This window comes from Roseobacter sp. (genome assembly GCF_045106495.1).
Lineage (GTDB): Bacteria > Pseudomonadota > Alphaproteobacteria > Rhodobacterales > Rhodobacteraceae > Roseobacter.
Map to the genome: position 1 here is coordinate 41,267 of NZ_JBGCEQ010000021.1, position 24,613 is coordinate 65,879.

Consider the following 24,613-nt stretch of genomic DNA (forward strand, 5'->3'; position numbering starts at 1 on the left):
TAGGACCTCCGGCATGACACTGCTCCCAATTCCACGGTTAGATGTGCTGAACAACTGGAAAAACATTGCGGTTACCCCAGGTGCGTCAGCGCACTCGCGACTGCCTCAGCCATTGGAAAACAGGCAAGTCAGATTGCGGTCTTTGAGTGTGGCGGAAGCATTTTGCCATGCGGGCGAACATCTGGGTGCCCAAGACGCCTTTTTGCGGAACGCTGCAGACGTTGGACCCTGGGCGCGGTTATTTTTGTCCGAACCTGCCTATCTACTGGCCGAAGTGATCTCATTTAATGCCGATGATGCGGCGCTCAAATTTGAGATTGCCATCGAAGAAGATCCTGACAAAGCCATTCAGCAAATTGGCGATCTATCGCGCAGGCTAAAAGACTGGCTCGAACGCATTGAAGCAAGTCACCAGGCGCTTTTTTCGAAACAGATCGCTCAGATCAACGCGGAAGCCGATTTACTGAAGCGTTTGAAGGGTCTGTCCCGCAACAAGACCAAAGATATTTTGGCTGCGGTAAAAACCTGGGGTGTGTCGGCGCGCGCGCTGTCCGGCGATCGTGACGCTCTGCAAAAGGCCCGCGCTATTGAAACAGGTCTTCGGGGCAATCATGCGCTCTTGCGTAACACTGTGGCGTCATTGCAACCGATTGCGCAGCGGGGTTTTGACGCTCGCATCGCTTCCGGCGACATGGATCCGGCGCTGGGATTGCTGATAGCCGAATTGCGTACGGCGATGCGAGTTGAAACCCAGATTGATGAATTCTTGGACCGTTTCACTCAGTTTTACTATCGGGATGTCATCGGACAAGTTCCGGCAGGTCCATCACAGGAGCGGGTTCTGCTCCATCTGCCACAAATTCGAAAATCAAGTGTATTGGAAAAGGGCACGTCACTGCAGGCCCGCACCGAGACAGGCACGATACAGAATTTTGAAACAGCTGCGACCGTACCGATAAGCCAATCCAAAGTGGCGCGCACCGCGGTGCTCAGCTATGATACCGATCCGATGATTTCCCTGAATGCGACGCTGGGAGGCATCACGGGCGTGCGTGCCGCAGCCTATTCGCCTGGCGACCGCAACAAGATGGAGCCTGTGTTTTGCCCCAACGCGGATGATGCTGTTCGGCTGGGCTTGGACATTTCATCCCCAATATTTCTGATGGCAGAAGGTGAACGGTGGATCGAGGTGTCGATCAACATGGAACGGCGCAGCGCAATGCCAGCGCTGTCAACCCAGCGCGTCGGCCATACGCTTACCGACACCGGCTCTGAACCGTTGGACCCGGATCTTGTTCTGGCTTTGCGAGAAGATTCTGACCTCGTAAGGGCTTTCAGCGAAACCGATTTGGAGACAGGAATTGAAGTGATCGCTCGCCGGGTGCAAGCACTGGCAGCGGAGCGGCGGGTTACATTGTCGCTCTCTTTGGTGTACGAGGTCTTGGCCCATCATGCGCTTGGTGTGGAGCCATTGCGTGTGCTTTTGGGGCGCATCGTGACACTGAGCCTGATTGAGACCAGGTCTTTCCCAAAAGGCGACTATTGGACGGCCCTGCAAGCAAAGATCGATGTTTGCCGGACTGAACTCAGCGGACAATCGGCCTTTACGGAAGCTGCCACAGATCAACAATCGATGATTTTTGACGCATTTGAGACCGCTGAAGATGGGTCTTTTGTGCTGGCCCCCGAAGACGTTTTTGAAAAGCTGCTCAGTGATGCCTTTGCGGTCACGCTAAGCACTGCGGATGGCCCGGTGAGTGCGACGGTTATGCAGGTGCTCTCCAATGTCCAAACCGGAAATGCCGGTCTGACGCTCAAGTTGAAACTCAACGATACTGTTCCGGCCATCACTGGGCCTGAACCTGGGGCGGCCCCCGTTTTATCGGTTCGCTACGCTGCAAACGCGCGTATATGTCCGGTATCTTTTTTTGAAAGATACCAGATACGGAATTTCGACATTCGCGTGAAAGCCGTTGGGCTTAAACAACTCATTGCGTTCTCGGATGACGGTCCGGTTGTGACAGATCAGGCATTCATGCCCTTCGGTGCGCGTGCCAAAGAAGGCGCATCGGTCTGGGTAGGCTGCGCTGAAATGGCGCTGAAACCAGTCACGGACGTAGGAGTTAAAGTGACTTGGGCGGACACTCCCAACCCCGCCGGCGGTTTTAAAGGCCATTATGAGCACTATGCCAACACCAAGGAAGTGCCCGATCCAAAGCTGTCTCTGGCCTTTTTGAGTGGCGATGGCTGGAAAGCCCTTGGCACCGGTGACGTTCCGATGTTTGAGCGCAGTGAATTGGGAGATCTCAGCGCTGAGTGGTCCTTTGAAAGTGCTCTCTACGCGCCGTCAAATCCCGCCAACCGCAGTCTAACGCCGCAGGATTTCAGCGCGCGCCAGAAAATCCCAGCGGGTATGGTCAGCCTGACGCTCAGTGGAACGGCTAACGGATTTCTGGCGGATGAATACCCGCTGGCGCTTGTCAAGGCCATGCGACCCAGGCTTTTGCCGCAACGCATTGCAGCGTCGCGGCCGGTGCCACCTGCGCCCTTTGTGCCGCGCATTGCCAAGATTTCATTGTCCTACACTGCGCATGCGAAGATTGAGATCAACGTCCCGCAAACCGCGCGCAAGGGAGAAAAAGTTGTTCAGGTTGGCCCCTTTGGGCAGGTCGAGGTCTTTCCGAAACGCACGCTGCGCCGTACGACCTTGTTTCCAGCCCGGCTTGGTTACGGGCATCTGTTTATCCAGATTGCGGGTTCTGACGCGACAGGGCCGCTGACTTTGCTCTTCAATGTCGCAGACCGAGGACATTTACGCCTCGTACCGCCGCCCAATCCGATTGCCTGGTATTACCTCACCGACAAAGGTTGGTCTCCTTTGCCGGCGACAGCGGTTTCTTCGGATAGCACTGCTGGATTGATGCGCTCTGGTCTGGTCGGGATCAATCTTCCAGAGGACGCCATAAGCACCACCTCTGAAATGCCGGACTCGGGTGCCTGGCTCGCAGCGGTGGCGACCAAACCTGATCTCAGCGCGTTTCCTTGTGTAATCTCGATCGTCACCAACGGCGTCTGGGCGCAGCGGTCGGACACCAGTTTCGACCCTGCTGCCTCATCGCGCATCTGGACGTTTGCGCCCCCGATAGCGGGTGTCGGCGCGCCAATCGAGGTACCCGTTGCCGCAGATGTTCGCGGGCCCGAGACCACGCAAGAATTTACGGCACGCGTGGGTGAAAGACTGCGTCACCGCAAACGATCTGTGACACCCTGGGATATAGAACGACTTGTGCTGGATGCCTTTCCAGAGGTTTGGATGGTCAAATGCCTGCCTCATCTGGATCGGAATAGGCCGCATCCTGCGCCCGGTTGTGTGACAGTAGTGGTCGTGTGCAAACCGCCCGTGTTTGCAACAGATGCTCCTGCAACACCTCAGGTTTTTGACGTTGGAACGCTGGAGCGCATTCGCGAGCATCTCACCCGGTTAGGGCCCGAATTTGCGCAATATGATGTTGTGAATCCCAGCTTTGAAACTTTGCATGTCCGGGCCAATCTGGTTTTTGGAGATGACCGTGATGATGGCGCGTTGGCGCAGCGGCTCAAAACGCACTTGAACAGGTATTTGTCGGTTTGGACGGCTTCTGATCCGCTCAATCGATTTGGCTGGTCGTTGAATGTCAAACTGTTGCGTGCTCATATCAATGCGCTTGATTACGTCCGTCGCGTAAATGATTTTTCCGTGCTGCATTTGGCGTCTGATGACGCAGGAACCCATGTACTTTTGGACACGGCGCAATCGGATACGCGGGGCCCGCATGGGCCCTGGATCACGGCGGCCCAGCCTTGGAGTTTGCCGTTGTCGGCAAGCGATCATGCGTTGACGCCACTTTTAACACAAAACGATGATCGTCCCACGCAGAGTGGAATTGGCCGGCTTGCCATCGGCGACATGCTCATCGTGGGTCAAGGGACGCATTCGTGACAAAACAGGATCGTACGACGCTCAAATCCTTTTTCCGGGAAGGTGCCCTGCCCACAGCGGAGCACTACCGCGATCTGATCGACAGCAATGTCAATATGGTTGAGGACGGATATTCCAAAACTTCGGTAGATGGTCTGAATCTAAACTCTGTAGGCACATCTTTAAGGGTGATGAGCTTATATCAGGGGCTCAGCACGCCAACACCGTCTTGGACGATCGAACACGGGACAACCACATCCGGCCAGATGCCGGGAGCCTTGCATTTCAAGCCTCACCTTGGAGCGCAAGCCAATCAGTTGGACAACAAGACACCTGTCACCGAAGCGCGCGGTTTGAGCTTGACTCGCGACGGGCGCACCGGGTTGGACACAGAAAATCCAGCGTGGCGGCTGGATGTCAACGGCGTTGCACGTATGGCAGGACGGGTGGGAATGCCCTCACCTGATATCGCCCATATCCCTGCTGATGGAAAGTGGCACGATATCACCCTATCCATGACCGGGTGTCAGGCGTTTGAGGTGATGGCGGGCGCAGGCGCAGAGATCAACGCAGGCCACTATGCCATGCTACACGCCATCGCGATGAATGCGTTTCATCCGCGCAACCCAATTCTCAACTGGCTTTTCGGGCGCCGCAAGATCCGATCTCAATCGGCTGTCTACGGCAGCTACGCGGATCGGCTGAAACTGCGCTGGGTCGCTACACAGGAACGTCACCATTTCAAACTGCAACTGCGTTCAAACGCGAATTATGGGGCAGGCAAGAATATTCGCTATTATCTGACACGCCTGTGGTTTGACAGCTTGATGGAAGGATCGCGCCGTAACACGGACCGGGATGAGGGCCTCTTATGACGCTAACACCGGAGCCACAGGATTTTGAGACACTGCGCCGGTCTGCGATAGAATTCGCGCAGGCAGCATCCGGCAACATCTGGACTGACTTCAACTTGCATGACCCAGGTGTAACGCTGCTGGAGCAGACATGCTTTGCGCTGAGTGAAGTCTCGTTTCAGGCCACGCATACAGATGAGGAGTTGCTCACCGACAACAAGGGTGACATTCGATTTGGTGCTCTCTCCTTGTTTTTACCTAAAGAAACGCTGCCTGGTAAACCCGTTACACTGCTTGATCTCGCGGCGACCTTGGGTGAAGTTGAAGGCGTCGCAAGGGTGCTGGTGTCGCGGGGACCGCGCATTGGTCTCTTTAACACAGTCATCATTCCTGCGCGCGCAGAGCCCGGCATTGACCCAAAAGCGCAGGAGGCACATGTAAGAGAGCGGGTAAAAAAAGCCTTCAAGGCGCACCGTCCCTTAGGGTGTGACCTACATCTTTTGCATGTGGCGAGGCGCGCTTCAGCGCGTCTGGCAGGGGACGTGAAGATCACAGGAACCGCCATCCCGGAAAGGGTTGCGGCAGAAATCTACTACCACATCTCAGCAATCCTAAGAGGGCAAGGGCAGGATGTCGGTCATCAAACCAGAGCAGGGGCAACGCGTCGGATCGTCTACGATGATACGCTGAGATTTCTGCATGCGCCGTTTGATCAAGACACCAAGGAGCCGAACCTCGAAGACCATTTGGATCGTTTGCGAGATATTCCAGGTATCGCAGATATTTCTACTTTGTCACTGACACGCCGAGATTTCACGTTACCTCAGGGTGAAGAAAGCGCGGAGGCCTACTACCTCGATCTGAACTTGCCCGAATCCCTTGCCGACATCGATCTAGAGCTGACATTGGATGGTGTGCCTTTGACCTTGGACCCAAGTCAGATCCTAGAGGAGTTTGTGCATGTTTCCGCAGATCATATTGCGCGGGCGCAGCATCATCTGGATGCGAAGGACTGGCTTCCGCCAAAAGCCGGTCAACGGCGCAGTTTCGCGCTTGCTGATGTAGATGCGCTTTTGCCGAACGTATATCGGGCTAGCGCGCAGACATCTCCGGAGGCAGGGTTGCTGGTGCGGTATCGTTCTGCACTCAACACGCATTTGAGCGACATGTCCGCCAGTTTGCGGGATTTACCGACAACTCTCACAGCGCTCACAGACGCAACATCAGAAGATCCCAGCATTCAGCGTCAGCGGGTGCGACTGTTGGACTATTTGATTGCTCACCAGGGCGAAGAAATGCCGCCCATACACCACGCCGGTCTTCATCTGTACCGAAGCGCCGGGGAGCGTGCACTGTTTGAAATGCGTTGGCGTTTGGACTTTCTGGAGGCTTTACCGTTTCTGAACCGAGCGCGCGGCACAGGTCCTGATGGGAATTTACCCGGTGCTTTTCTTGATAAGTTTTTGCTGTTGGCGGACCTTAAACATAACCCGCAAAACGAATTGGCACAGAACATGACGGGGCTCAGAATCGCGACCGAAGTCTCATTTGACGGGGCTGCACCGGATTTTCCACGCAGCGAACTGAAACTGCCCGACGACCCGTTTGACATGTTGGTTAGGCACAAGCCAAAAGCCCAAGCCCTTTCTGTCGAAGAACTAAAAGAAGCAAGCCCATGGATCGCAGATGATGTCTGTGCAGCCGATGCATTCAGAAGGTCCGCCGATCCCAAATCCTTTTTGGTCTCTCAATTGGCTGATGACAGTTTCGCCGTGTTCTTCGACGCAGGTCATCCCACGCATCTGTATTCCTGCGCCAGTTTTATTACCTTTGATGCGGCGGCGGGTTTCACGCAAAAGCTTCGCGCGAGTTGGAGGGCGTTGAACGAACGCGCGGAAGGCGCTTATTTGGTTGAAGATATTTTGCTGCGCAACGCTGGGTCTGATTTCACCCCTAATGTCGCGACGATGGTTCTGACGGGCTGGACTGCCCGGACCAAACAGGCCACGTATCGCGCTTATGTTGAGCGCCTCCTGGAAGGCTTGTCACCGGCGCATTTACTAATGAGGCCTCTTTGGATGAGCCAGGATGAAATGGCAAATTTTGAGGCATTGCATCTTCAGTATCTGGAGGGTGACAATGACGCGAAGCGTGCATTGCGGGGTTTGCTGGCTGATCGGATGAACCCACAATGAGAAACGGCGCAGTTCCAAAACCGGAAGGGCCGGAACATATTCATCTTGTTGGAAGCGTGGCGATAGAATTGGACGTGTTGGCGGATAGCAGCCCTCTTGCGACCCCGGAAGCCTTACTATCCAAGACCAGGGAGTACTTGTTACCAGCTATTGAAGACGTCCTTGACGAAGCGTGCGGCACCGGGTTTAGCGCGCGCGTCGAAGCTCTTGAGATTGAGCTAGGCGCTTGGCCTGCGGACCCGGTGTGGTCCGATGTGCAGCGCGCGTTTCGTGAAAAGCTTAAATCAGCGTTGCAACCCTACTTACAACGATTGGAAAAAGATCGAGTTTTTGAAGCAAATTCAGGAGCAAACCAGTCGCCGTTGACGCAGGAAAAATCGAATCTACCGGAGACAGGCGCTGACTTCCCCGCAAGTCAAACAGCCGAAAAGAGTGCCCCGTCACCCGAAACGGAAACGTTTGAACAGGCAAGGGATGCTGCGTTGTCAGCTTTTCTGACGCAGGTTCACCGGGCAGTATACCGTGAGACAGATCGACGGCGACGCTCTGCGCTGGCGGAAACTGCTGAGGCATTGACAGTAGCTTTTCAAACGGGGCATCCGGTGGATCGGAGGCTGCAGACCGCTCTCCATTCTTTGAGCCCGGACACCAGTGCTGCGTTCTTGTCATGGCTTCGGCACGCAACCTCGTTGTTTGAAACGAAAGTCGCGAAGCAGAGCGCAACCTTGGACAGACTATCCCTGTCCGAGACGCTTTCTACAAAGAAAACACGCGCTCCAAACAGGTCACAAGTATCTCTAGAACGTCATGGAAACACGCCGGAGAAGGCATCCGATTTGACAATGGATCCTGAAAGAAGCGAGCGACATGGCCATCGCTTTAGGGATTTGAAAAATCAAGACAGATTAATTTCGCGCATGGATTCGGTACCCGATTTGAATGCGCTCCAAAATCGACAAGGCACATCTGATCCATCAAGGGAAGGAGATGAAAACACCTTGGAGGTATCGGTGGCGCTTTCGGGCCACCTCGATTTGATAAGTGACTGCGCAAAAGACATTGAACCTGCTCTTGCCGCCATCATTATGGACACTGGAACCACGCACGAAGTGGCATTACGGCGGGCTGTCGCTTTGGCGCCGCACGTAGCAGCGCGCTTGGCCATATCGCGGCAGGTGGATCAAGATGGAAAATCCTCTGCGCAGATTTCTGATCCGCTTAAGAAGGCTTCCGCGACGCATCAGGTTTTGAGTGCAACTGCCGGGCCTTTACCCTCACAGCTGGCCACTCGTGGAAAAAGCAATGTTGAAGAACGCCTCTTGCAGGCGTCCCGCGTCGGGGTTCTTCCTGATGACAGCATTCAGAAATGGGTGTCCCTGCTGACTGCGGCTGGGCACAGTTTTGACGAGGCAACTGGCGCTCTGGTGCATCTGCGCGGGCCTGCCGGGGCATTGAGGCCGTCGTACAGATCTGAAAATTTGGAGCTGACAGACTCCGCAAGAGCCGAGTCAAACCTGGACGAAATAGAGCGGCATGGGGCTAAGGACCGCTCAACTGATTTGCAGGAGGCGTCAAAGGAAAGAGACTACACTGCCGCTGGTACCGATGAACGGCTCGGCGATTTGCCAACAAAGCAAAAAACAGGACCGATTCCTCAAGATCAGCCAATCGCGCTTAAAACCAACGACGTGCAAGCTGCGGTGCCTTCGAACGCGAATAGCGACGTTGAGCCTGGTTTGTCCAAAGCGAGCCGGGCATCCTATGAGCCGGATCTGGTTACAGAGATGCAAGATGGCCGGCCAGCTCACGGTATTACGGGAAGTGATTCTGATCGGTCAGGTCAAAAAGGGACAGGTCAATCGCGCCACCCCGCAAATGTCGCGCGTTCCGACGTAGGGTCAAAGGAAAAAGATCAAAACAGGTCTCCCAATGACGGTGACCGCGATCATGACAAGCCAACGGAGTCGCAAAAATACAGGCGTGTACCGGACCAATCAGCTACAGTGCATTTGAACGCGAAGCGCGGTGTTGAGTCCGATTTGTCAAAAGCGGGCCGGGCACCCGATGAGGCGGATCTGGGTGCAAAATTGCAAGATGGTCGGCCAGCAGACGGTTTTGCGGGAGATGATCCCGTAAGGTCCGGTAAAAATGAGACACATCAATCGCTCGGATCGACAAACGTGGAGCGTTCTGATGGCCGGCCGGAAGAAACAGACCAAAACAGATCTTCCAAGCACGGTAACCGCGGGCAAAACAAGTCAACGGAGACGAAAATACAAGGGCATGCATCAGACCAATCAACCGCTGATACCTCATCTGACGTTTCAAACATTTCAACTGGACAGGATGTTCTTAATGTTTCGGATCAAAGTTCGACTTCCGAACCTACTAAGCAAAGCGCGTCATCGACAGAAGATCGTACAGAAGCCCCTAGCGTGTCAAACCTGCCTGAAGGTGTGGCGGATATTGAAGGGCCTGATACTTCACTCAATAGTCCAGGCGCACCGAAGCATCACGCTGAAGAGCAAAAAACTCCATACCATCGTCATTCAGAAGAAGGGCCTCCATCCGAAAAAAACTTGGACGCAAACCCGAATGCGCCGGGCCATGCGGATGCGGCCCGAAGTGGCGGCGTATCTGCTGCGCAAGCAGTTGGTCCAACCATTGTGTCCCTTGCGGAAGCAATGGATGCAGAAAGCGGGACACACTGGCTCTCTCTTTTTGATCTGATTTGGCACGCTTTGCCGACCTCACAAGAGCATTATCACATAAGGTCTGCACAAGGATCTGGCAGGCAACCTTCCGTGTCTGGCAATGCTGCTCAAAGCGACATAGTGGATGACCTTCAAGGTTTCGCAATCGCCGTGGCGTCACCAGAGCAATTGCAAAACAGTGCACCGGAACTTGGTACCAGTGCGCTAATGCGCAAAGACAAAGACTTGGATGTGCCGACTGCTGATTTAGGCGGAAAAGACGATATCAAACAGAGCAGTTCTGGCCCTTTCGATCATGATCAAAGCGCATCCTCACGGATGATTACGACCAATCAGACCGAATCGAGCGGGCATTCCGAAGCCTCCGACGACCCAGAGCTCGCGCGACGAGCCGGAGCGGGCGGACAACATGTTGCGCATTCAGAGCACGATCCGATCGAAACGGAGCCGGTGGATCCAAAGAACATCGCGCGCGAAACCTCTTCGGAACGTCAGTCGATTGAAAGTGTCAAATCTGCTGAAGTTGCGCGAGATAAACACTACTTACAGTCGGTAATGGCTCTGGTGACCGCGTCGCGGGGCCCAGATGATCGGTTCGAACCCTTTCTGGAAAAACAGTTGAATGCGATCTTTCCCGAGCCTGAAACCCGGCAAGTTGCTCTGCGGCACGTCGCCGCCCGCCTGAGTTATCCTGACCGTACTTATTCGCCTGCACTGCGCAACTTTGCGCTTAAAACCGTCGAACAGCTTCTTTCGCAAAGCGTTTCGCCCCCAGCAACAAATGGCGCACAAGTTGGCGATGATGGACCTTCTGCGGTCGCGGCTCATCCTAACCAGGCATATCTATCGCAACGCGGCGGTTTGGTGCTGTTTCACCCATTTTTGCCCTTGCTTTTTGAAAGGCTGTCTCTTCTTGACAACAAACGACAAATTCCAAAGGAAAAGCTTTGTGTGGCGCGCCGTGCTCTGCAATTGATCGGTGACCCCGAGGCGCATGAGGGTCAGCCAACCGATCCGGTGGAAAAAATGCTGCTTGGGCTGCCGCAAAGTTGGGCCGCTTCCTCGGGTGAGAAAGCCGAGTCTCCAGATTTGGCTTTGATCAACGGCTTGCTGGCCTCGGTGGTTGAGCGCTGGGGCGCGCTCGGTCAAACATCGGTGGATGGTTTGCGCGATGCCTTTATTTGTCGCAACGCAACGCTGAGCCCGCAGGAGATGGCTTGGATGTTACGGGTTGAAGTGGGTCCCTTTGACATGTTGCTGGATCGGCTGCCCTGGAGTTTCGGGACAATTGGTTTGCCCTGGATGCCAGAACCTTGCGTCGTGCATTGGAGAGATGGTGATGCCTGAGGCCAAACAAAAAAGGGAGCTAAGCGGCAAACCTGCCACTGAACACGCCCGTGCTATCAGCGCTGAGTTGGCGTGGTTAGCCGAGGTCATCGAAACGCGCCTCAAGCATTTTTTCGCAGGCTCAGACACAGATTTGGCGCTCGCTGACCCGCCCGAGTTGCCACCTTCTTCCGCTTTGGCACAGATGGTGGTGCGCTCAAAGCTGTCCGCCCAAGCGCGCCTGATCCTGGCTTTGGCCATCGCTCCGCATGTGCATTCCTCGGTCCTAGACCCGTTCTTTGTCAAAAACACGCCCATTGATCGGGTTTTTTCCCAGTTTGGTGGCATCATAAGCGAAAATGCCTTCCATCCAACGGCTGAGACCGCCTTGTTTCTGGTAGCGGGGACTGACACGACAGCACGCATTCAAGCAATGCACAATTTTGATGTGGATAACCCATTGAGGCAAGCCGCAGGGCTTGAATTGGGCACCGCATCAAACACGATTTTCGCGGCGACGCTACAGCTCCCCGTCCACCGTGTCGTTGCCTTGTGCGAAGGATCGCCCCCCAAACCTGATTTCTCGCCCAATTTTCCTGCCAAGCGCTTACAGACCGGGCTTGAATGGGAAGATCTCGCCTTGCCGCGCGACCTGCAACACAATCTGGGCCATATCGCTGCTTGGCTCGAGAACCGGGACCAAATTCTGGGCGAATGGGGTCTCTCACGTCAGGTGGGACACGGTTTCAAAGCACTGTTTTACGGACCGGCGGGGACCGGGAAGACCCTGACGGCTTCGCTGCTCGGAAAACGCACGGGATTGGACGTTTATCGCATCGATCTGTCGATGGTCGTGTCGAAATACATCGGGGAGACCGAGAAAAACCTCGGAGTGGTCTTCGATATGGCCGCCGAGCGGGAGTGGATACTGTTTTTCGACGAAGCCGACGCGCTTTTTGGCAGTCGGACAGCGACTACGTCCTCAAATGATCGTTATGCAAATCAAGAGGTCTCTTACCTGCTGCAGCGCATCGAAGATTGTCGCAGTCTTGTGATCCTTGCAACCAACCTGCGCGGCAACATTGACGACGCATTCTTCCGCAGATTTCAGATGGCGCTGGGGTTCACGAGACCGGAACCGGAACAGAGGCACAAGATTTGGTCCGGGCTCCTGGCAAAGGTTCCACTGGCCGCTGACGTAGATCTGGACAAGATCGCGCAAACCCATTCACTCGCGGGTGGATCGATTACAAATGTGGTGCGCCACGCCGCGATATCCGCCCTTCGCCGCAAGTCCGATACGGTGTCTGCCAAAGACATTCAGAATGCGATTTCCAGCGAAATGCGCAAAGAAGGACGCACAGCATGACCTTGTTGATCCGGATGATCTTGGCGATCTTTGCCATTGTGATCAGCTTGATGCCAGAACCCGGGCGGGCCCAGCTAAATGATCAGGCTTTTTGCAGGGGGTTGTTTGACACACTATCCGTAGAAGAACTCTTCAGCGCGCCGATACGCGCCGATTTCAGTGATCGTGTGATTGATCAGCAAGATGCAGAATTGTTTGCGACGATGCAGCGTGGATTGGCGACGGCCTTGCAGGACAGCAGCAAATTTCTGACCGATGGAACATGGGGTAACTATACAAGGATCAGTCTTGCTGGCCTTTGTGAGGACATGCCTGAACTGACGGCGGAGAATGGGGCAGCGGAGACAATCAAACTGGCCGTCGAGTATGGCGCCATAACCTCCTATGTCCCTTTTTGGCGCGGACGCCTGACGGCCATTGATGATTTCATTTCGCTGGAACCTGACGCGGCGCCTAACCTGACACTCTTGCGCCTAGCGGGGCCGCCTTCTGTAACCGCGGCGGTTTTGCGACCCGGCGTGCGCAACTCCTGTTCCGATTATGAAAACATCGCGTTATCCGATCAGGCACAAACGGCCTTGGAAATCCTCGCAGCAGATCAAACTCTTGAAGAGTTGTGTAGTGCGCTACCCATTATCGCAGGGGGGGCGGACTTTTCAGAGGTTCTGGATGTTTATGGTGCACTGGAGGCGGGTTTTCCCGGGGCTCTTGACGATTTGCAAGATCCGGGTTTCGCGCGCTGGATGGCAAAGGACTTGCAACGGCGATTGTTTCTTTTGGCTGGTACGCGGTACACTGTAGCGTCGCTGCTCACCGAATTCGCAAAAACCAAAACCACGGAGGCCCCGCCTTCCGCGGTCGTCGACCTGCTTTCATGCAAGATCACATCTGCCCCCACGACCCTGACATTCTATAGCTTTGATGCGCCGCGGCTGCAGCAATTGGTTCAAACAGTGGACGTCGCGGGATTACTGGCACCTATGGCCGAGCAGAGTTTTACCGCCGCTGAGCTTCTGGACAAGGCAATCCGCGCGATCCTCAAAGAAGCATTGGACCCATGCGCATTGGACAGGGTGAGCCAATTGGTGCTCAACCAAGATCAGCTTGGACTGCGGTTCCAGCTTGATCCTGAACGGGTAGCTGGATTTGTGCTCAACCCGGATCTGATTGACAGCGCGCCGATATTGGCACCTCTGACCGGCGTGAAAGTGGCCAACCGCGAAGACCTGATAGCTGGTCTTGAGATCAATTTGTCAAATGCGTTGACAGAAGCTTTGAACGCGCAAATCGAAACGGCGGCTGAATTGCTGGGCAGTGCCGCAGAAGAGGTCGCAGAGCCGCTGGATGAGGCGCGGGTTGATCCGGAGAACTTCGATCCTCTTGAATTGCCACCATTGATTGGGATCACCGATGCCAGCGTCACGGCGGCATTGCAGACTTTGACCAATGAAGTTTTTACGCAGGCGATCAATGACGGTCCATTTTTAATTGGCACCAATGCTGAGCTTCTCAAGGCAGATGTGCGTGCGCTTCTGCGCCCGCTTGTTCCTGATCAGGTGAACGAGATCGTTGCCCGCGATATGGCCTTGATCGACTCCGCCATCAGCAGTGACTGGCAATTGACGCCGGATTTGATGGATGAGATTTTATTGCTGCCAGACATTCTCCAGGTTGTCGGCGATCCGACTGCTGCGAACTTGGAAGACCGCATGAAAGATCTGTTGCGCATTTCCTACCCGACAGAGCGACTTTTTCTGGCCGCACTTGCCTCTGTTCCGGCAGCAACAGGGCAGCCGTTGGAGCCGCCTTTGTCACCTGAACTCATGACGCGCGCCACTGCTGTTGCCGCCACCCATGTGGACAACGCTGCGGATCCGCGCCTGTCTGGCAAATTCGCGATGGCGGATTGCGATTGTGTACCGATCCGCAATTTACCCGAAAACAGCACTGTTTATGGGTTCTACCCTTTCTGGTTTTCTCCGCTGGCCGACTCTTCCCCTGAGAGTGAAGATATTGAACCGGTACCGGCACCAATTGATTTCGGTCTGACCAGCCGTATCGCCTTTTACGGCTTGGAAATTCAGTTCGAATTTCCAGATGCCGCGCCCGGCGATCGCAACCTGCAGCTCAACAATGTGACACATTGGGTCAAGATGAAACGCGACTTTATCAACAGCGCGCATCAACACCGTGCTGAAGTGGACCTGTCATTTGATTTGCGAAGCTGGGCAGACTGGTCCGAAAGAGAGTTGTCTTATGCCATTGAGCGTATCGTGGAGCATACCAGCCCGGTCGAGAGGTTTCAGGACAAGTCTCTTGAGGGTATCAGAAACGCGATACCGACGCTTTTTGACACGATGCAGCCCGATGGTGTGACTTTGATTTTTGAGGACTACTCAGGTCGTCCCAATGACAACATCAACGTCAGCAAGATGATCAGCATCATTAGGCAGGTCCAAAACGAACTCGAACCACGTGGTCAAACCGTGAATGTGGCTTTCGACTTCTCCCTGATCGATGTGGCGCCGAATGAAGCCCTGATGAACGATTTGCGCGAATTGCTTATTCCGGGCGAAGACGGGGAAAAAACGGTTGATAAGATATTGGTGTTTCTGGAGCGCCCCACAACCGAGACAAAAAAGAACCTGAGGGCGCGGATGGATCGCGGCAATTTTCGCGGCGCGGAGAGGTCGACCGTTTTACGTAGTTTTATTCCCGTTCTGCCGCCAAGCGCACATGAATTTGTCAAACAACGCCCGCTTCAGGGTCAGGATCCTGACCCGAACAAAGAAGCCTTCAGTCAGTTTCGCGATGACGTGGTTTATTTTCAGGATAACTTTGCGGGCATCGGCTTCTGGCCGGTCCCACTATTAAGTGACCCTGAAACGCCCAAGATAAATTTAATCATCGCCGCAGAGTGGAACGCGCCAACTTTGCCCGCGCAACTGGCGCTCCTGCAGGGATCTTTCGATCAGGTCTGCACTTGGTCTTGCCCGCGTCGGGCCTATATCGCGCTGGTAACAATGGCGGTATTTACCGTTGTTGTGCTTTTGGTTTGGCGTTCCTTTTACAGCGGCCTGATTGATAAAATCGCTTTCAAAGTGGGGGTCGTGCGCATCGGAGTTGCGGGTATTCTGGCCATGCTGCTGGTCTTGAGTGCTTGCGATCACCGCGCCGTCTGGCCCCAGGTGTTTTTGACGGCTTTGATCGTAGTGTTGTTGCTCACCCTGCTTTTCAACTTCGTGCAACGCGCACGCAACGGTCCCAAACCCTGACAAAACTGGCCGTGGGATACAAGGTAGTGAAACCAAAATGCGCCGATCGTCGGGGCGAGGCGGAGTTTAGGTGCCTTCTGAAACGAAAAGGGCCGCTTGAAACGGCCCCTTTTCACCTTGCTTCGCGCGTCAAACGGACATGCAGATGTATTTCATTTCAAGATAGTCTTCGATGCCGTGGTGTGACCCTTCCCGACCAAGACCGGATTGTTTGACACCGCCAAAGGGACCAAGTTCGGTCGAGATGATGCCCGTATTGACACCAACGATCCCATACTCCAAAGCCTCGGCGACTTTGTAGACGCGGCTGAGATCTTTGGCGTAGAAATATGACGCCAGTCCAAAGATCGTGTCATTGGCCATGTCGATCACCGCGTCTTCATCTTCGAACTTGAAGAGTGGCGCCAATGGGCCAAACGTCTCTTCAGTGGCGACTTTCATTTCTTGGGTGACGCCAGTAACGATTGTGGGTTCAATAAACGTGCCCCCCAATTCGTGGGCTTTACCGCCGGTCAGGATCGCGCCACCGTTATTGACGACGTCATCCATGTGCTCTTTGACCTTTTCGACCGCATCCGCATTGATCAGCGGTCCGGTGGTTATGCCTTCTTCAAGACCATCTCCAACTCTAAGGTTCTCGACAGCAACCTTCAGTTTGGCGGCAAAGGCATCATAGACACCGGCCTGCACGTAGATGCGGTTCGCACAGACACAAGTCTGGCCATTATTGCGGAATTTGCAAAGCATCGCACCTTCGACGGCAGCATCCAAATCGGCATCGTCAAACACGATAAAAGGCGCGTTGCCGCCCAGTTCCATCGAGCATTTCATGACTTGATCTGCGGCTTGTTTCATCAAGATCCGTCCCACTTCGGTGGAGCCGGTAAAAGTCAATTTACGCACGGCAGGGTTTTCGCAGAACTCCTTACCAACGGCGGAAGACGAGGAAGAGGGTACAACGTTGAATACGCCTGCGGGGATGCCTGCCCGTTCTGCCAGCACACCCATCACAAGAGCGCTCAATGGTGTTTCGGCAGCGGGTCGCGCGACGAAAGAACACCCAACCGCCAGTGCAGGCGCAGCCTTGCGGGTGATCATTGCATTCGGAAAGTTCCAAGGCGTAATCGACGCCGCGACGCCAATCGGTTGTTTTAATACCGTGATGCGCTTGTCACGTTGGTGGCCTGGAATGGTTTCGCCGTAAACGCGCTTGGCTTGTTCACCCATGAATTCGATAAAACTGGCGCCATAAACTATCTCGCCTTTGGCTTCGGCCAGCGGTTTGCCCTGTTCGGCGGTCAGGATTGTAGCCAGATCATCCGCATTCTCCATCATCAGATCGAACCATTTGCGCATCACGGCTGCGCGTTCCTTCCCGGTCCAGGCGGCCCAGTCCTTTTGAGCCTTTTCGGCATGGGCAATGGCATCTGCCACTTGGGCACGGCTCAAATCTGCCACGGAGGCGATTACATCGCCGCGCGCCGGGTTGGTCACATCAAATGTCCCATCCGCGCCGTCGACCCATTGGCCGCCAATATAGGCGCGCGTTTCAAGAAGGCTTTGGTCCTTGAGAAGGGATTTCAGATCGGTGTTTAGAATATCTTTCATTTCGGGTCCTCCGCGAAAATGCTTGTGGTTCTCAAATCAACTCTGAGTATGTTTGTCCAGTTCTGAAAAACAGGAAGATGTGCATGAAGCCGTTGGATGATGCTTATGAAAATGGAGCCTACATTGCTGGGGCGGAGACCTATCCACCCAAATGGGAGAAGGCGGCAGCGCGGTTTCGCGACAGCCTTGGCGCGCGTGCGGAATTGAGTTTGTCCTATGGATCGGGTGACCGCCAGGTGTTTGATTTCTTTAACGCCAAGGGGACGTCGAAGGGCTCGCTGATCTTTGTACATGGTGGCTATTGGAAGGCTTTTGACCAAACCTACTGGTCTCATTTGGGGGCAGGGGCCCTCGCATCAGGGTGGTCCGTGGCGATGCCGGGGTATGATCTTTGTCCACAGGTGCGCATTTCCGAAATTACCAAGCAGATTGCGTCGGCTGTGGCCAAAATTGCCGATCGTACTTCTGGACCCATTGCGCTGGCGGGTCATTCGGCGGGCGGGCATCTTGTGTCGCGGATGATGGACCCCGCGATTCTGCCGGAAGCAGTGCGCAGACGCATCACCCGGATCGCTTCAATCTCCCCGGTCGCCGATCTTGCGCCTTTGTTGGAAACTTCAATGAACGACATCTTGGGTTTGGACGCCGTTGAAGCGCGCGCGGAGAGCCTTATCGCAATGGCGCCGCCGCAAGAAGCGGAGGTGAAGATCTGGGTGGGCGCAGATGAGCGCCCAGCGTTCCTGGAGCAAGCCACGGCACAGGCAAAGGCCTGGGGGTCCGAACAGACTATTTCACCGCAGAAACACCATTTTGATGTCATCGAAGCATTAGAAGACCCAAACAGCGATATGGTGCGTTACCTGACCGGGCAATAAGGCTTGATCGGTTTCGGAAAATCATTCATGGATTTTACTAGGCTGAGGGCGATGGCGTCGCCTTTGATGCGCCCGAAACTGTCCTGAACGCCGGGACCTTTCTGAGCAAGGAGGGTCTGACATGACCGCCCAAAATCTTCCCGACCGACCGGATATGTATCGCTATCATAATGGCGCCAAATCACCATTGCCCTTTGAAGATATGGAATATGAGGCGCGCCTGACGGAATTGCGCGAACGCATGGAGGCCGCAGGAACGTCTGCCGCTGTGTTCACCTCAATGCACAATATCGCATATTATTCGGGATTTTTGTATTGCGCTTTTGGGCGCCCTTACGGGCTGGTGGTGACCGATACGGATGCGGTAACCATCAGTGCTGGCATTGACGCAGGCCAGCCGTGGCGTCGCAGTTTCGCGGATAACATCACCTATACAGACTGGCAGCGCGACAATTTCTGGCGTGCGGTCGCCTCCGTGACCGGCAAGAATGCAATCATCGGATATGAAGGCGATCACCTGACGCTGATGCAGCGCGACAAGCTTGAAGACTTCCTGAGCCCGCTGACCATGGTGGATCTTTATGAGACCACGATGCGCCAGCGGATGCATAAATCCGATGCTGAAATCGCGCTGATCCGCCATGGGGCGCAAGTGGCTGATGTGGGCGGCTATGCGATCCGCGACGCGATCAAGGCTGGCGTGCGCGAAATAGATGTGGCCATGGCAGGCCGCGATGCGATGGAGCTGGAAATTGCCAAACGCTTTCCGGATGCGGAATACCGCGATACTTGGGTATGGTTCCAATCTGGCGTGAACACCGATGGTGCGCATAACCCGGTCACCGGACGGGTCCTGGAACGGGGCGATATCCTGTCGCTCAACACTTTTCCGATGATTTCGGGTTATTACACAGCCTTGGAGCGCACGCTATTCGTGGAGGAAGTCGATCCGGCAAGTCTGAAGATATGGAATGCCAACGTCGAAGCCCATGAATATGGCATGAGCCTGTTGGAACCGGGCGCGTCCTGCGCCGAGATTACACACAAGATCAACGACTTCTTTGCTGAGCGTGATTTGCTGCAGTATCGCACATTTGGGTATGGTCATTCTTTTGGTGTACTGAGCCACTATTATGGTCGAGAAGCCGGTTTGGAATTGCGCGAAGACATTGACACTGTTCTCGAGCCTGGAATGGTTATTTCAATGGAACCCATGTTGACCCTTGCAGCAGATCAACCGGGCGCAGGCGGATACCGCGAGCACGACATTCTGGTGATTACGGAAGACGGTCATGAGAACATCACCGGATATCCTTTCGGTCCAGAGTTCAACGTTGTTGGTTGAAGCATCACAGCAGACGGGGCGAAATTCAGGACAAGACGGAACCGTCAAGACGCCAATTCACTTCCCGTGCAGGCCTTGCTGGGCCAAGGCCTGCCAACGACGCCAAGTTTTTTTTGGGCCAAAAAGGTGGTTCGGCATGGTGCAATTGACCCTGAAAATGTGAGAAAATTGGTCAAGGACAAAATAAGAGGTATAGGCGCACGATGTAACATGCATTCAATTGCTCTATATTGGCCATGATGCACAGACTGGGGGTCAGGGATGTTCGCGCTGGCACGACTATTGGTATTGGGCTTTGTCGTTTTAACGGTGATTTATATATGCCTGTCTTTCTATTCGCGCGCGGTGAGACGCGGTAAACTGGAGGCTGAGTGGGACGATACGCAAGGCCCCGGCGACCGGAAGAGTTTTGTGCAAGCAGGTTTGAAAGACTACGATGGGTCATTGCGGCGCAAGTTGATTCTGGGTGTTTATGTGATACCGACCGTTGCAGTTGGTTTGCTGATCTATTTTACGAATTTCGCCTGAGAAAGGGCCTTTCATGTTTTATGTCAAATGGGGTTTCATCATTACCTTGTGGGCTTTGATTGGGTCAGTGTTTCACTACACGCTGCCGCAAGTTGATATTGTTCGAGTGACAGATACCTATGAAAAGCGCATTGATCCTGGCGAAAACCGCTGGTTCTGGGCGCAGGCGGATGCAGGGACGAACGCGAATGCCACCAGCAGGGATGTATTTTTCATCCAGTCCCGGCGCGTGGATGACAAGGTTATGGTCTACCGAAACGAAGATACGGGCTGGGGGTGGCCGCCATACTTCAAGTTCGATACGTCCAACCTGCAGGCTGAGGCCGCAGATGCTAAATCAACCGCGTCAGATCCGCAGTATGTTGCCATTCGGCACTACGGCTGGCGCCTGGAGTTTTTTACCATCTTCCCAAATGCCATTTCGCTCTGGTTTGTCGATGGTCCGGATGCCAGCAAGCCTCTGCCATGGTTAAACACACTGATCTTAGGCGGTTTTGCGGCGATTTTCTTCGGTATCTGGACGCGCTGGCGGCGGTTTCGTCAAGCGCGCATCGACCCAAAATTGGAAGAGATTCAAGACAACTGGGAAGCGGTTGAAGATACCTTTGCAGAAAAACGAGGCCGCTTGCGACGCTGGTGGGCCGCCAAACGTCGAGGTTACTGAGCCTTTGCCAACATACGACCCAAACCACGACCACCCAGAATATGGACATGCAGGTGGGGCACTTCTTGCACCCCATCTGCACCGGCGTTGGAAATCATGCGAAACCCTTCGCCGGCCGTCAGTGTGACACCTTCCATTCGACAGACTTCGCCGATGGCACGCGTATAGTCGACAATTTCCGCCTCCGAGGCTTCGGCTGCAAAATGATCGTAGCTTACGTAGGGGCCTTTAGGGATCACCAATACATGGATTGGTGCTTGAGGATACAGATCCCGGAACGCGAGGCTGTGCGTGGTTTCCAAAACGGTTGTGTTCGGGATGTCGCCACGCAGGATTTTCGCAAATATGTTTTCGTTGTCGTAAGTGTAACTCATCGGTTTTCCTCAATCAGCGAACAGTTGCGGATGACTGGCGATGTCCTGCACGACCTTCTGTGAAACAGATAAAAATTCGGCCAAAGCCTGGGTGTTGTCTGCCAGATTGCCGGTTTCGCGAAGACGGTTGTAGTTCTTGAAATCCGCGTCTCGTATGCAATCGCTTTCGAACAGAATGTCGTTGCGGATCGTGGGCAACAAACCAGACATGTTTTCCGGCGCGGTTGTCGCGCCTGCCAACCCTGTACGTCGGGCATGCCCGATCAGATATTCGTCTGAAAAAGCGCACTCGATGTCTAGCAATCGGGTGACGGACCGGTCGGCGACAAAGTCTTGTAAAAGTTCAAAGTTGCCAGGATCCATACACACAATCATGCGGTCTGTTTCGTAATAGTCAAACAACATCCGCATAAGAGCGCGCCTGTGCCGTGTGCGTTTCGTAAGGGAGGTTTGGATGCCACCTAAATCAGGTAAGGGTGTGTCATCTTCGTTGAAAACATATTCGACGGCCGGCAGGTTGGTCGCGTTGCGAATGAGTTCGAGCACCCGTTTGGCGACATGCCACTTTTTGCAGATAACGATCATCAACTCGCGTTTACGTCCAAGCGTTGATTCGGTTTCCCAAAATCTTGCGCCAAAGCGCTGTCCGATCCGACCCCGGCCCGTGAGGAACTTAAACAGATTGGCTCCCTCGCCAGAGATCTGAAATTTGACGTTTGACGCGGCATAGAGCAATCCAAGCTTGTGCTTGAGATCCTGCGCCTCCGGGCTGATTTTTCGCGCAAAAAGGAAATCCTGGCCAATCAGCATGTCGTAATGATCGTTGTAGAAATTCACCGGCATACCGTAATCGGTGAATAACAGGAAAGTTAGGGTCCGGCTGCGTATTTCGGGCTCAGGTACAAGATGTGGCACAAGGGTTTGAAAGAACGTTTCATCAGGTATCCACGTGGTTGAGAAAAAGCGTATCAAATCGCGGCGTTCTTGTGCGAAGGCCAGCACCTTTTTGATGGTCTCACGGCGCAGGCACCACCATTGGCTGCCAATCCTGATCTGAATATCTTGCGGGGGTTTGCGGTTTAACCTGATCCGTTTTTGCAGGTCCATCGCAGCATAAAACAGGCGTTTGTTTTTGCGCTCATTGAAGAAATGACGGTAGATCAGTCTTTCCTCCCGCATGCCCGTCTTGATCCAATCGCTATCGAAATAGTCAAAGTTTTCAATGTAATCAGCACCATTTTCATCTAGAAACTGGTGGGCATATTCCGCGCTCTTTATTGCCATGCAATCGCCCGAAAGCATGTAGAAATGTGTGGCTTGCGGATAGGTCTCAATCGCTGTCTGTACCGTGTTCAAAGTGGCCTGTACCAAGGACCACTCGCCCCATCCGCATTTTACCCTGCGCGAGGCAAACGTGACATTTGAATTTCCCTTCAAAGCCTTTTGAATCGTCTCAAAATCCAATGGGTCGGCCCGGGCATCGAAATGGATTGCCATGTAGTCGCCTGCCGCGGTGAGCTGTTCCGACTGCCGAATAATGGCGTCGGGGTCTTTGTGGCACAAAAGGATAAAGGCGATTTTTGCCAAGGTTAATCTACTCTTATTGAAGCCGCACTATACGTTGATAAGCGTGAACGAGCATTGAATAAACAGCATTAATTTTACTTTTCACAACCAATGCGTGAGTCAGTCCTTGTCCTGATCGACTAAGCTGGAGTTAGATTTATGGGTTTCCCGGGAACCTGGATGACCGAGAGCGAAAGCATGGTGTACCGTGTTGTGCCCAAATGCGCCTGCTCGACCATTGGTCAAATCATGTACTGTTCTGATCAAGGGCAATTCTACGACGGCGATATCCATGATTCGCGCGAGGGGCTGCACAAATGGGCGCAAGACGACAGTCAGGCGCTGATCCGTGAGAATGTTCGACACCATAAGTCTTTTGCATTTACCTGCGTCCGAAACCCCTATGCGCGCATATTGAGTTCGTTTTTTGACAAGATTTGCGGCATTCAGCGCAATGGTAAGCGGTACCGCGGAAATCTTGTTCCAATATTGACGCAAAAATATGGGATAGACGTCGGCGGGGATGACGGACAGGGTGACTTCGATCAGATCGCCTCTTTCAGACGTTTCCTGCTTTTTGCGCGAGATACGATCCGATTCCGCAAACCGATGGATCCTGACATCCACTGGTCTGCAATGTCAGGTCACATCAGCACCTTTATCGTGAACGGTGGCACATACGACAAGATCATATGGACGGAAGCATTCAACGATGGAATGCAGGATGTCCTTTCTTCTGTGGAAACGCCGCATTCGGTCTCTCTTTCGGAGGTTCCGCGGTTTAACGAGAGTGAAAGCCACGGACCTAAACGGGCGCATCCGATTGCGGACTATTTCGATGATTTGTCCATGCACCTTGTGTATGAAATCTATAAACGCGATTTCGAGTTGTTCCGGTATGACTTTGAAAATCCAAGCAACAAGATGCCGATGAGCGATATTGATTTACAAGAGGTGCACGCTAAACTGGGCGACTGAAATCGGGTTCATGCGCCGCTGAAAGGACCCAACACGCTGGTCCGATGATCCACCTGAAAAATATGATTGTAGAGTTGGGCAACCCATTGCTTTCCTTCCATGGTCTGCTCCAGGTGTCCCAATGCAGGCCCAATCAACGGCTGCACTTGCGACCAAAAGAAGTCTGGAAACTTTTCCATCAGATCCACAGCGCTTTGGTATCCAAGTTGTTCTGCCATGCCGGTTTCTTTGAATTCGAGAAAGAGAGCGCCAATTTTTCGATGATAAAACGGGTCCGCCATCTGTCCGATCAGGTCGGCAGCCCGCACCAGTGCAGGTTCACTTGAGGTTGAACGGTAGTATTCGTCCTCGGGAACGGGAAAGCGGGTGTAATCAAGGGCAGTTGCGATACGTTCCTCGTCGATGAGCATCGATTCAGCAAAGCGACGCCGCGCGTACATCATGCCGCGATCAACATGGTAGGGGGCCAGGAAGGCGTCAGAAGCACCACGCGGTGGCGTGACTGTATTGCCCTCGGGATCGATGACCACGTTGGCCCCTTCATCGCCCTCGCAGATATCGCGCAAATAACCAACGTCATGCACGAGCAAGGAGACGATGTAGTGTAGCCAATCCCGTGGTTGGATAGCCTCGGTCACCAATCGGCCACGCATGATCTGTTGCCCAACCAGCGTGACCATAATCGTATGTTCCGCGTTGTGGTAAAGCGCATCGGAGTTTGCAAGACGTTCCAGCACCATTTTTGCACAGCCATTGATAAAGGCTGCGTATTCCGGATCACGACCCGAAAAATACTGGAGAAACGTCTCCGACAAATGGTCTCCAAATGAAGATGCCAGCGTTGCCGTCGGATTAAACATCGGGACTCCCGCTCAAGTGGTGGAACCCGTCATACACCATTTTGATGCGATCGCATATCCAGAGATGGAATTCGACAAGTATTGGGTGGTGAATGCGCATTTGCCGGCTGTTTTTCGGGGTCAA

15 protein-coding genes are annotated in these 24,613 nt (G+C 53.9%); 11 read left to right on the plus strand and 4 right to left on the minus strand.

Translation table 11 applies throughout. The features are described from left to right. Positions 1–13 precede the first annotated feature (13 nt). The 6 genes from AB8B75_RS14525 to AB8B75_RS14550 all read left to right on the plus strand — a co-directional run bounded on the left by AB8B75_RS14525 (position 14) and on the right by AB8B75_RS14550 (position 15,691). Positions 14–3,979 carry a baseplate J/gp47 family protein gene (locus AB8B75_RS14525; protein WP_405363299.1) on the plus strand — a complete coding sequence of 1,322 codons (3,966 nt, stop codon included), beginning with the start codon at positions 14–16 and terminating at the stop codon, positions 3,977–3,979. Next, positions 3,976–4,833, plus strand: a complete 858-nt coding sequence (locus tag AB8B75_RS14530) for a hypothetical protein (RefSeq protein WP_405363301.1) — start codon at positions 3,976–3,978, stop codon at positions 4,831–4,833. The genes AB8B75_RS14525 and AB8B75_RS14530 overlap by 4 nt, the downstream gene beginning before the upstream one ends. Beyond that, entirely contained in the window at positions 4,830–7,007 is a 2,178-nt protein-coding gene (locus tag AB8B75_RS14535) for a hypothetical protein (protein WP_405363302.1), read from the plus strand. Before AB8B75_RS14530 ends, AB8B75_RS14535 begins: the two co-directional genes overlap by 4 nt. A gap of 917 nt (positions 7,008–7,924) precedes the next feature. Further along, on the plus strand, positions 7,925–11,068 hold the full coding sequence (locus tag AB8B75_RS14540) for a contractile injection system tape measure protein (protein ID WP_405363303.1): 3,144 nt from the start codon (positions 7,925–7,927) through the stop codon (positions 11,066–11,068). Continuing rightward, on the plus strand, positions 11,061–12,416 hold the full coding sequence (locus AB8B75_RS14545; RefSeq protein WP_405363304.1) for an ATP-binding protein: 1,356 nt from the start codon (positions 11,061–11,063) through the stop codon (positions 12,414–12,416). Before AB8B75_RS14540 ends, AB8B75_RS14545 begins: the two co-directional genes overlap by 8 nt. Then, positions 12,413–15,691, plus strand: coding sequence for a hypothetical protein (locus tag AB8B75_RS14550; RefSeq protein WP_405363305.1), 3,279 nt, complete (start codon positions 12,413–12,415; stop codon positions 15,689–15,691). The genes AB8B75_RS14545 and AB8B75_RS14550 overlap by 4 nt, the downstream gene beginning before the upstream one ends. 129 nt (positions 15,692–15,820) lie before the next feature. Here the strand turns inward: AB8B75_RS14550 and AB8B75_RS14555 are convergent, their stop codons facing one another. Beyond that, positions 15,821–17,299: an NAD-dependent succinate-semialdehyde dehydrogenase gene (locus tag AB8B75_RS14555; protein ID WP_405363306.1), complete on the minus strand. Its 1,479-nt coding sequence runs from the start codon at positions 17,297–17,299 to the stop codon at positions 15,821–15,823. A gap of 83 nt (positions 17,300–17,382) precedes the next feature. On the opposite strand from AB8B75_RS14555, the gene AB8B75_RS14560 reads away from it, so the two are divergent. The 4 genes from AB8B75_RS14560 (at position 17,383) to AB8B75_RS14575 (ending at position 20,711) form a co-directional block, all read left to right on the plus strand. Continuing rightward, positions 17,383–18,174: an alpha/beta hydrolase gene (locus tag AB8B75_RS14560; RefSeq protein WP_405363307.1), complete on the plus strand. Its 792-nt coding sequence runs from the start codon at positions 17,383–17,385 to the stop codon at positions 18,172–18,174. A gap of 121 nt (positions 18,175–18,295) precedes the next feature. Continuing rightward, positions 18,296–19,519 carry an aminopeptidase P family protein gene (locus AB8B75_RS14565; protein WP_405363309.1) on the plus strand — a complete coding sequence of 408 codons (1,224 nt, stop codon included), beginning with the start codon at positions 18,296–18,298 and terminating at the stop codon, positions 19,517–19,519. A gap of 261 nt (positions 19,520–19,780) precedes the next feature. Beyond that, positions 19,781–20,047, plus strand: a complete 267-nt coding sequence (locus AB8B75_RS14570; RefSeq protein ID WP_405363311.1) for a hypothetical protein — start codon at positions 19,781–19,783, stop codon at positions 20,045–20,047. 13 nt (positions 20,048–20,060) lie between these two features. After that, the gene (locus AB8B75_RS14575) at positions 20,061–20,711 is read left to right on the plus strand and encodes a DUF1523 family protein (protein ID WP_405363312.1); all 651 of its coding nucleotides are present in this window, start codon (positions 20,061–20,063) and stop codon (positions 20,709–20,711) included. Here the strand turns inward: AB8B75_RS14575 and AB8B75_RS14580 are convergent. Both AB8B75_RS14580 and AB8B75_RS14585 read right to left on the minus strand, forming a co-directional pair. Next, positions 20,705–21,085, minus strand: a complete 381-nt coding sequence (locus tag AB8B75_RS14580; protein WP_405363314.1) for an HIT domain-containing protein — start codon at positions 21,083–21,085, stop codon at positions 20,705–20,707. The genes AB8B75_RS14575 and AB8B75_RS14580 overlap by 7 nt on opposite strands. 9 nt (positions 21,086–21,094) lie before the next feature. Continuing rightward, on the minus strand, positions 21,095–22,672 hold the full coding sequence (locus AB8B75_RS14585; RefSeq protein ID WP_405363316.1) for a DUF5928 domain-containing protein: 1,578 nt from the start codon (positions 22,670–22,672) through the stop codon (positions 21,095–21,097). Between the two features lie 138 nt (positions 22,673–22,810). On the opposite strand from AB8B75_RS14585, the gene AB8B75_RS14590 reads away from it, so the two are divergent. Continuing rightward, a complete protein-coding gene (locus tag AB8B75_RS14590) occupies positions 22,811–23,629 on the plus strand; it encodes a sulfotransferase family protein (protein WP_405363318.1) in 819 nt (272 codons plus the stop codon). A gap of 8 nt (positions 23,630–23,637) precedes the next feature. Here AB8B75_RS14590 and AB8B75_RS14595 read toward each other — a convergent pair whose 3' ends face one another. Next, positions 23,638–24,489, minus strand: a complete 852-nt coding sequence (locus AB8B75_RS14595) for a hypothetical protein (RefSeq protein ID WP_405363320.1) — start codon at positions 24,487–24,489, stop codon at positions 23,638–23,640. Positions 24,490–24,613 lie beyond the last annotated feature (124 nt).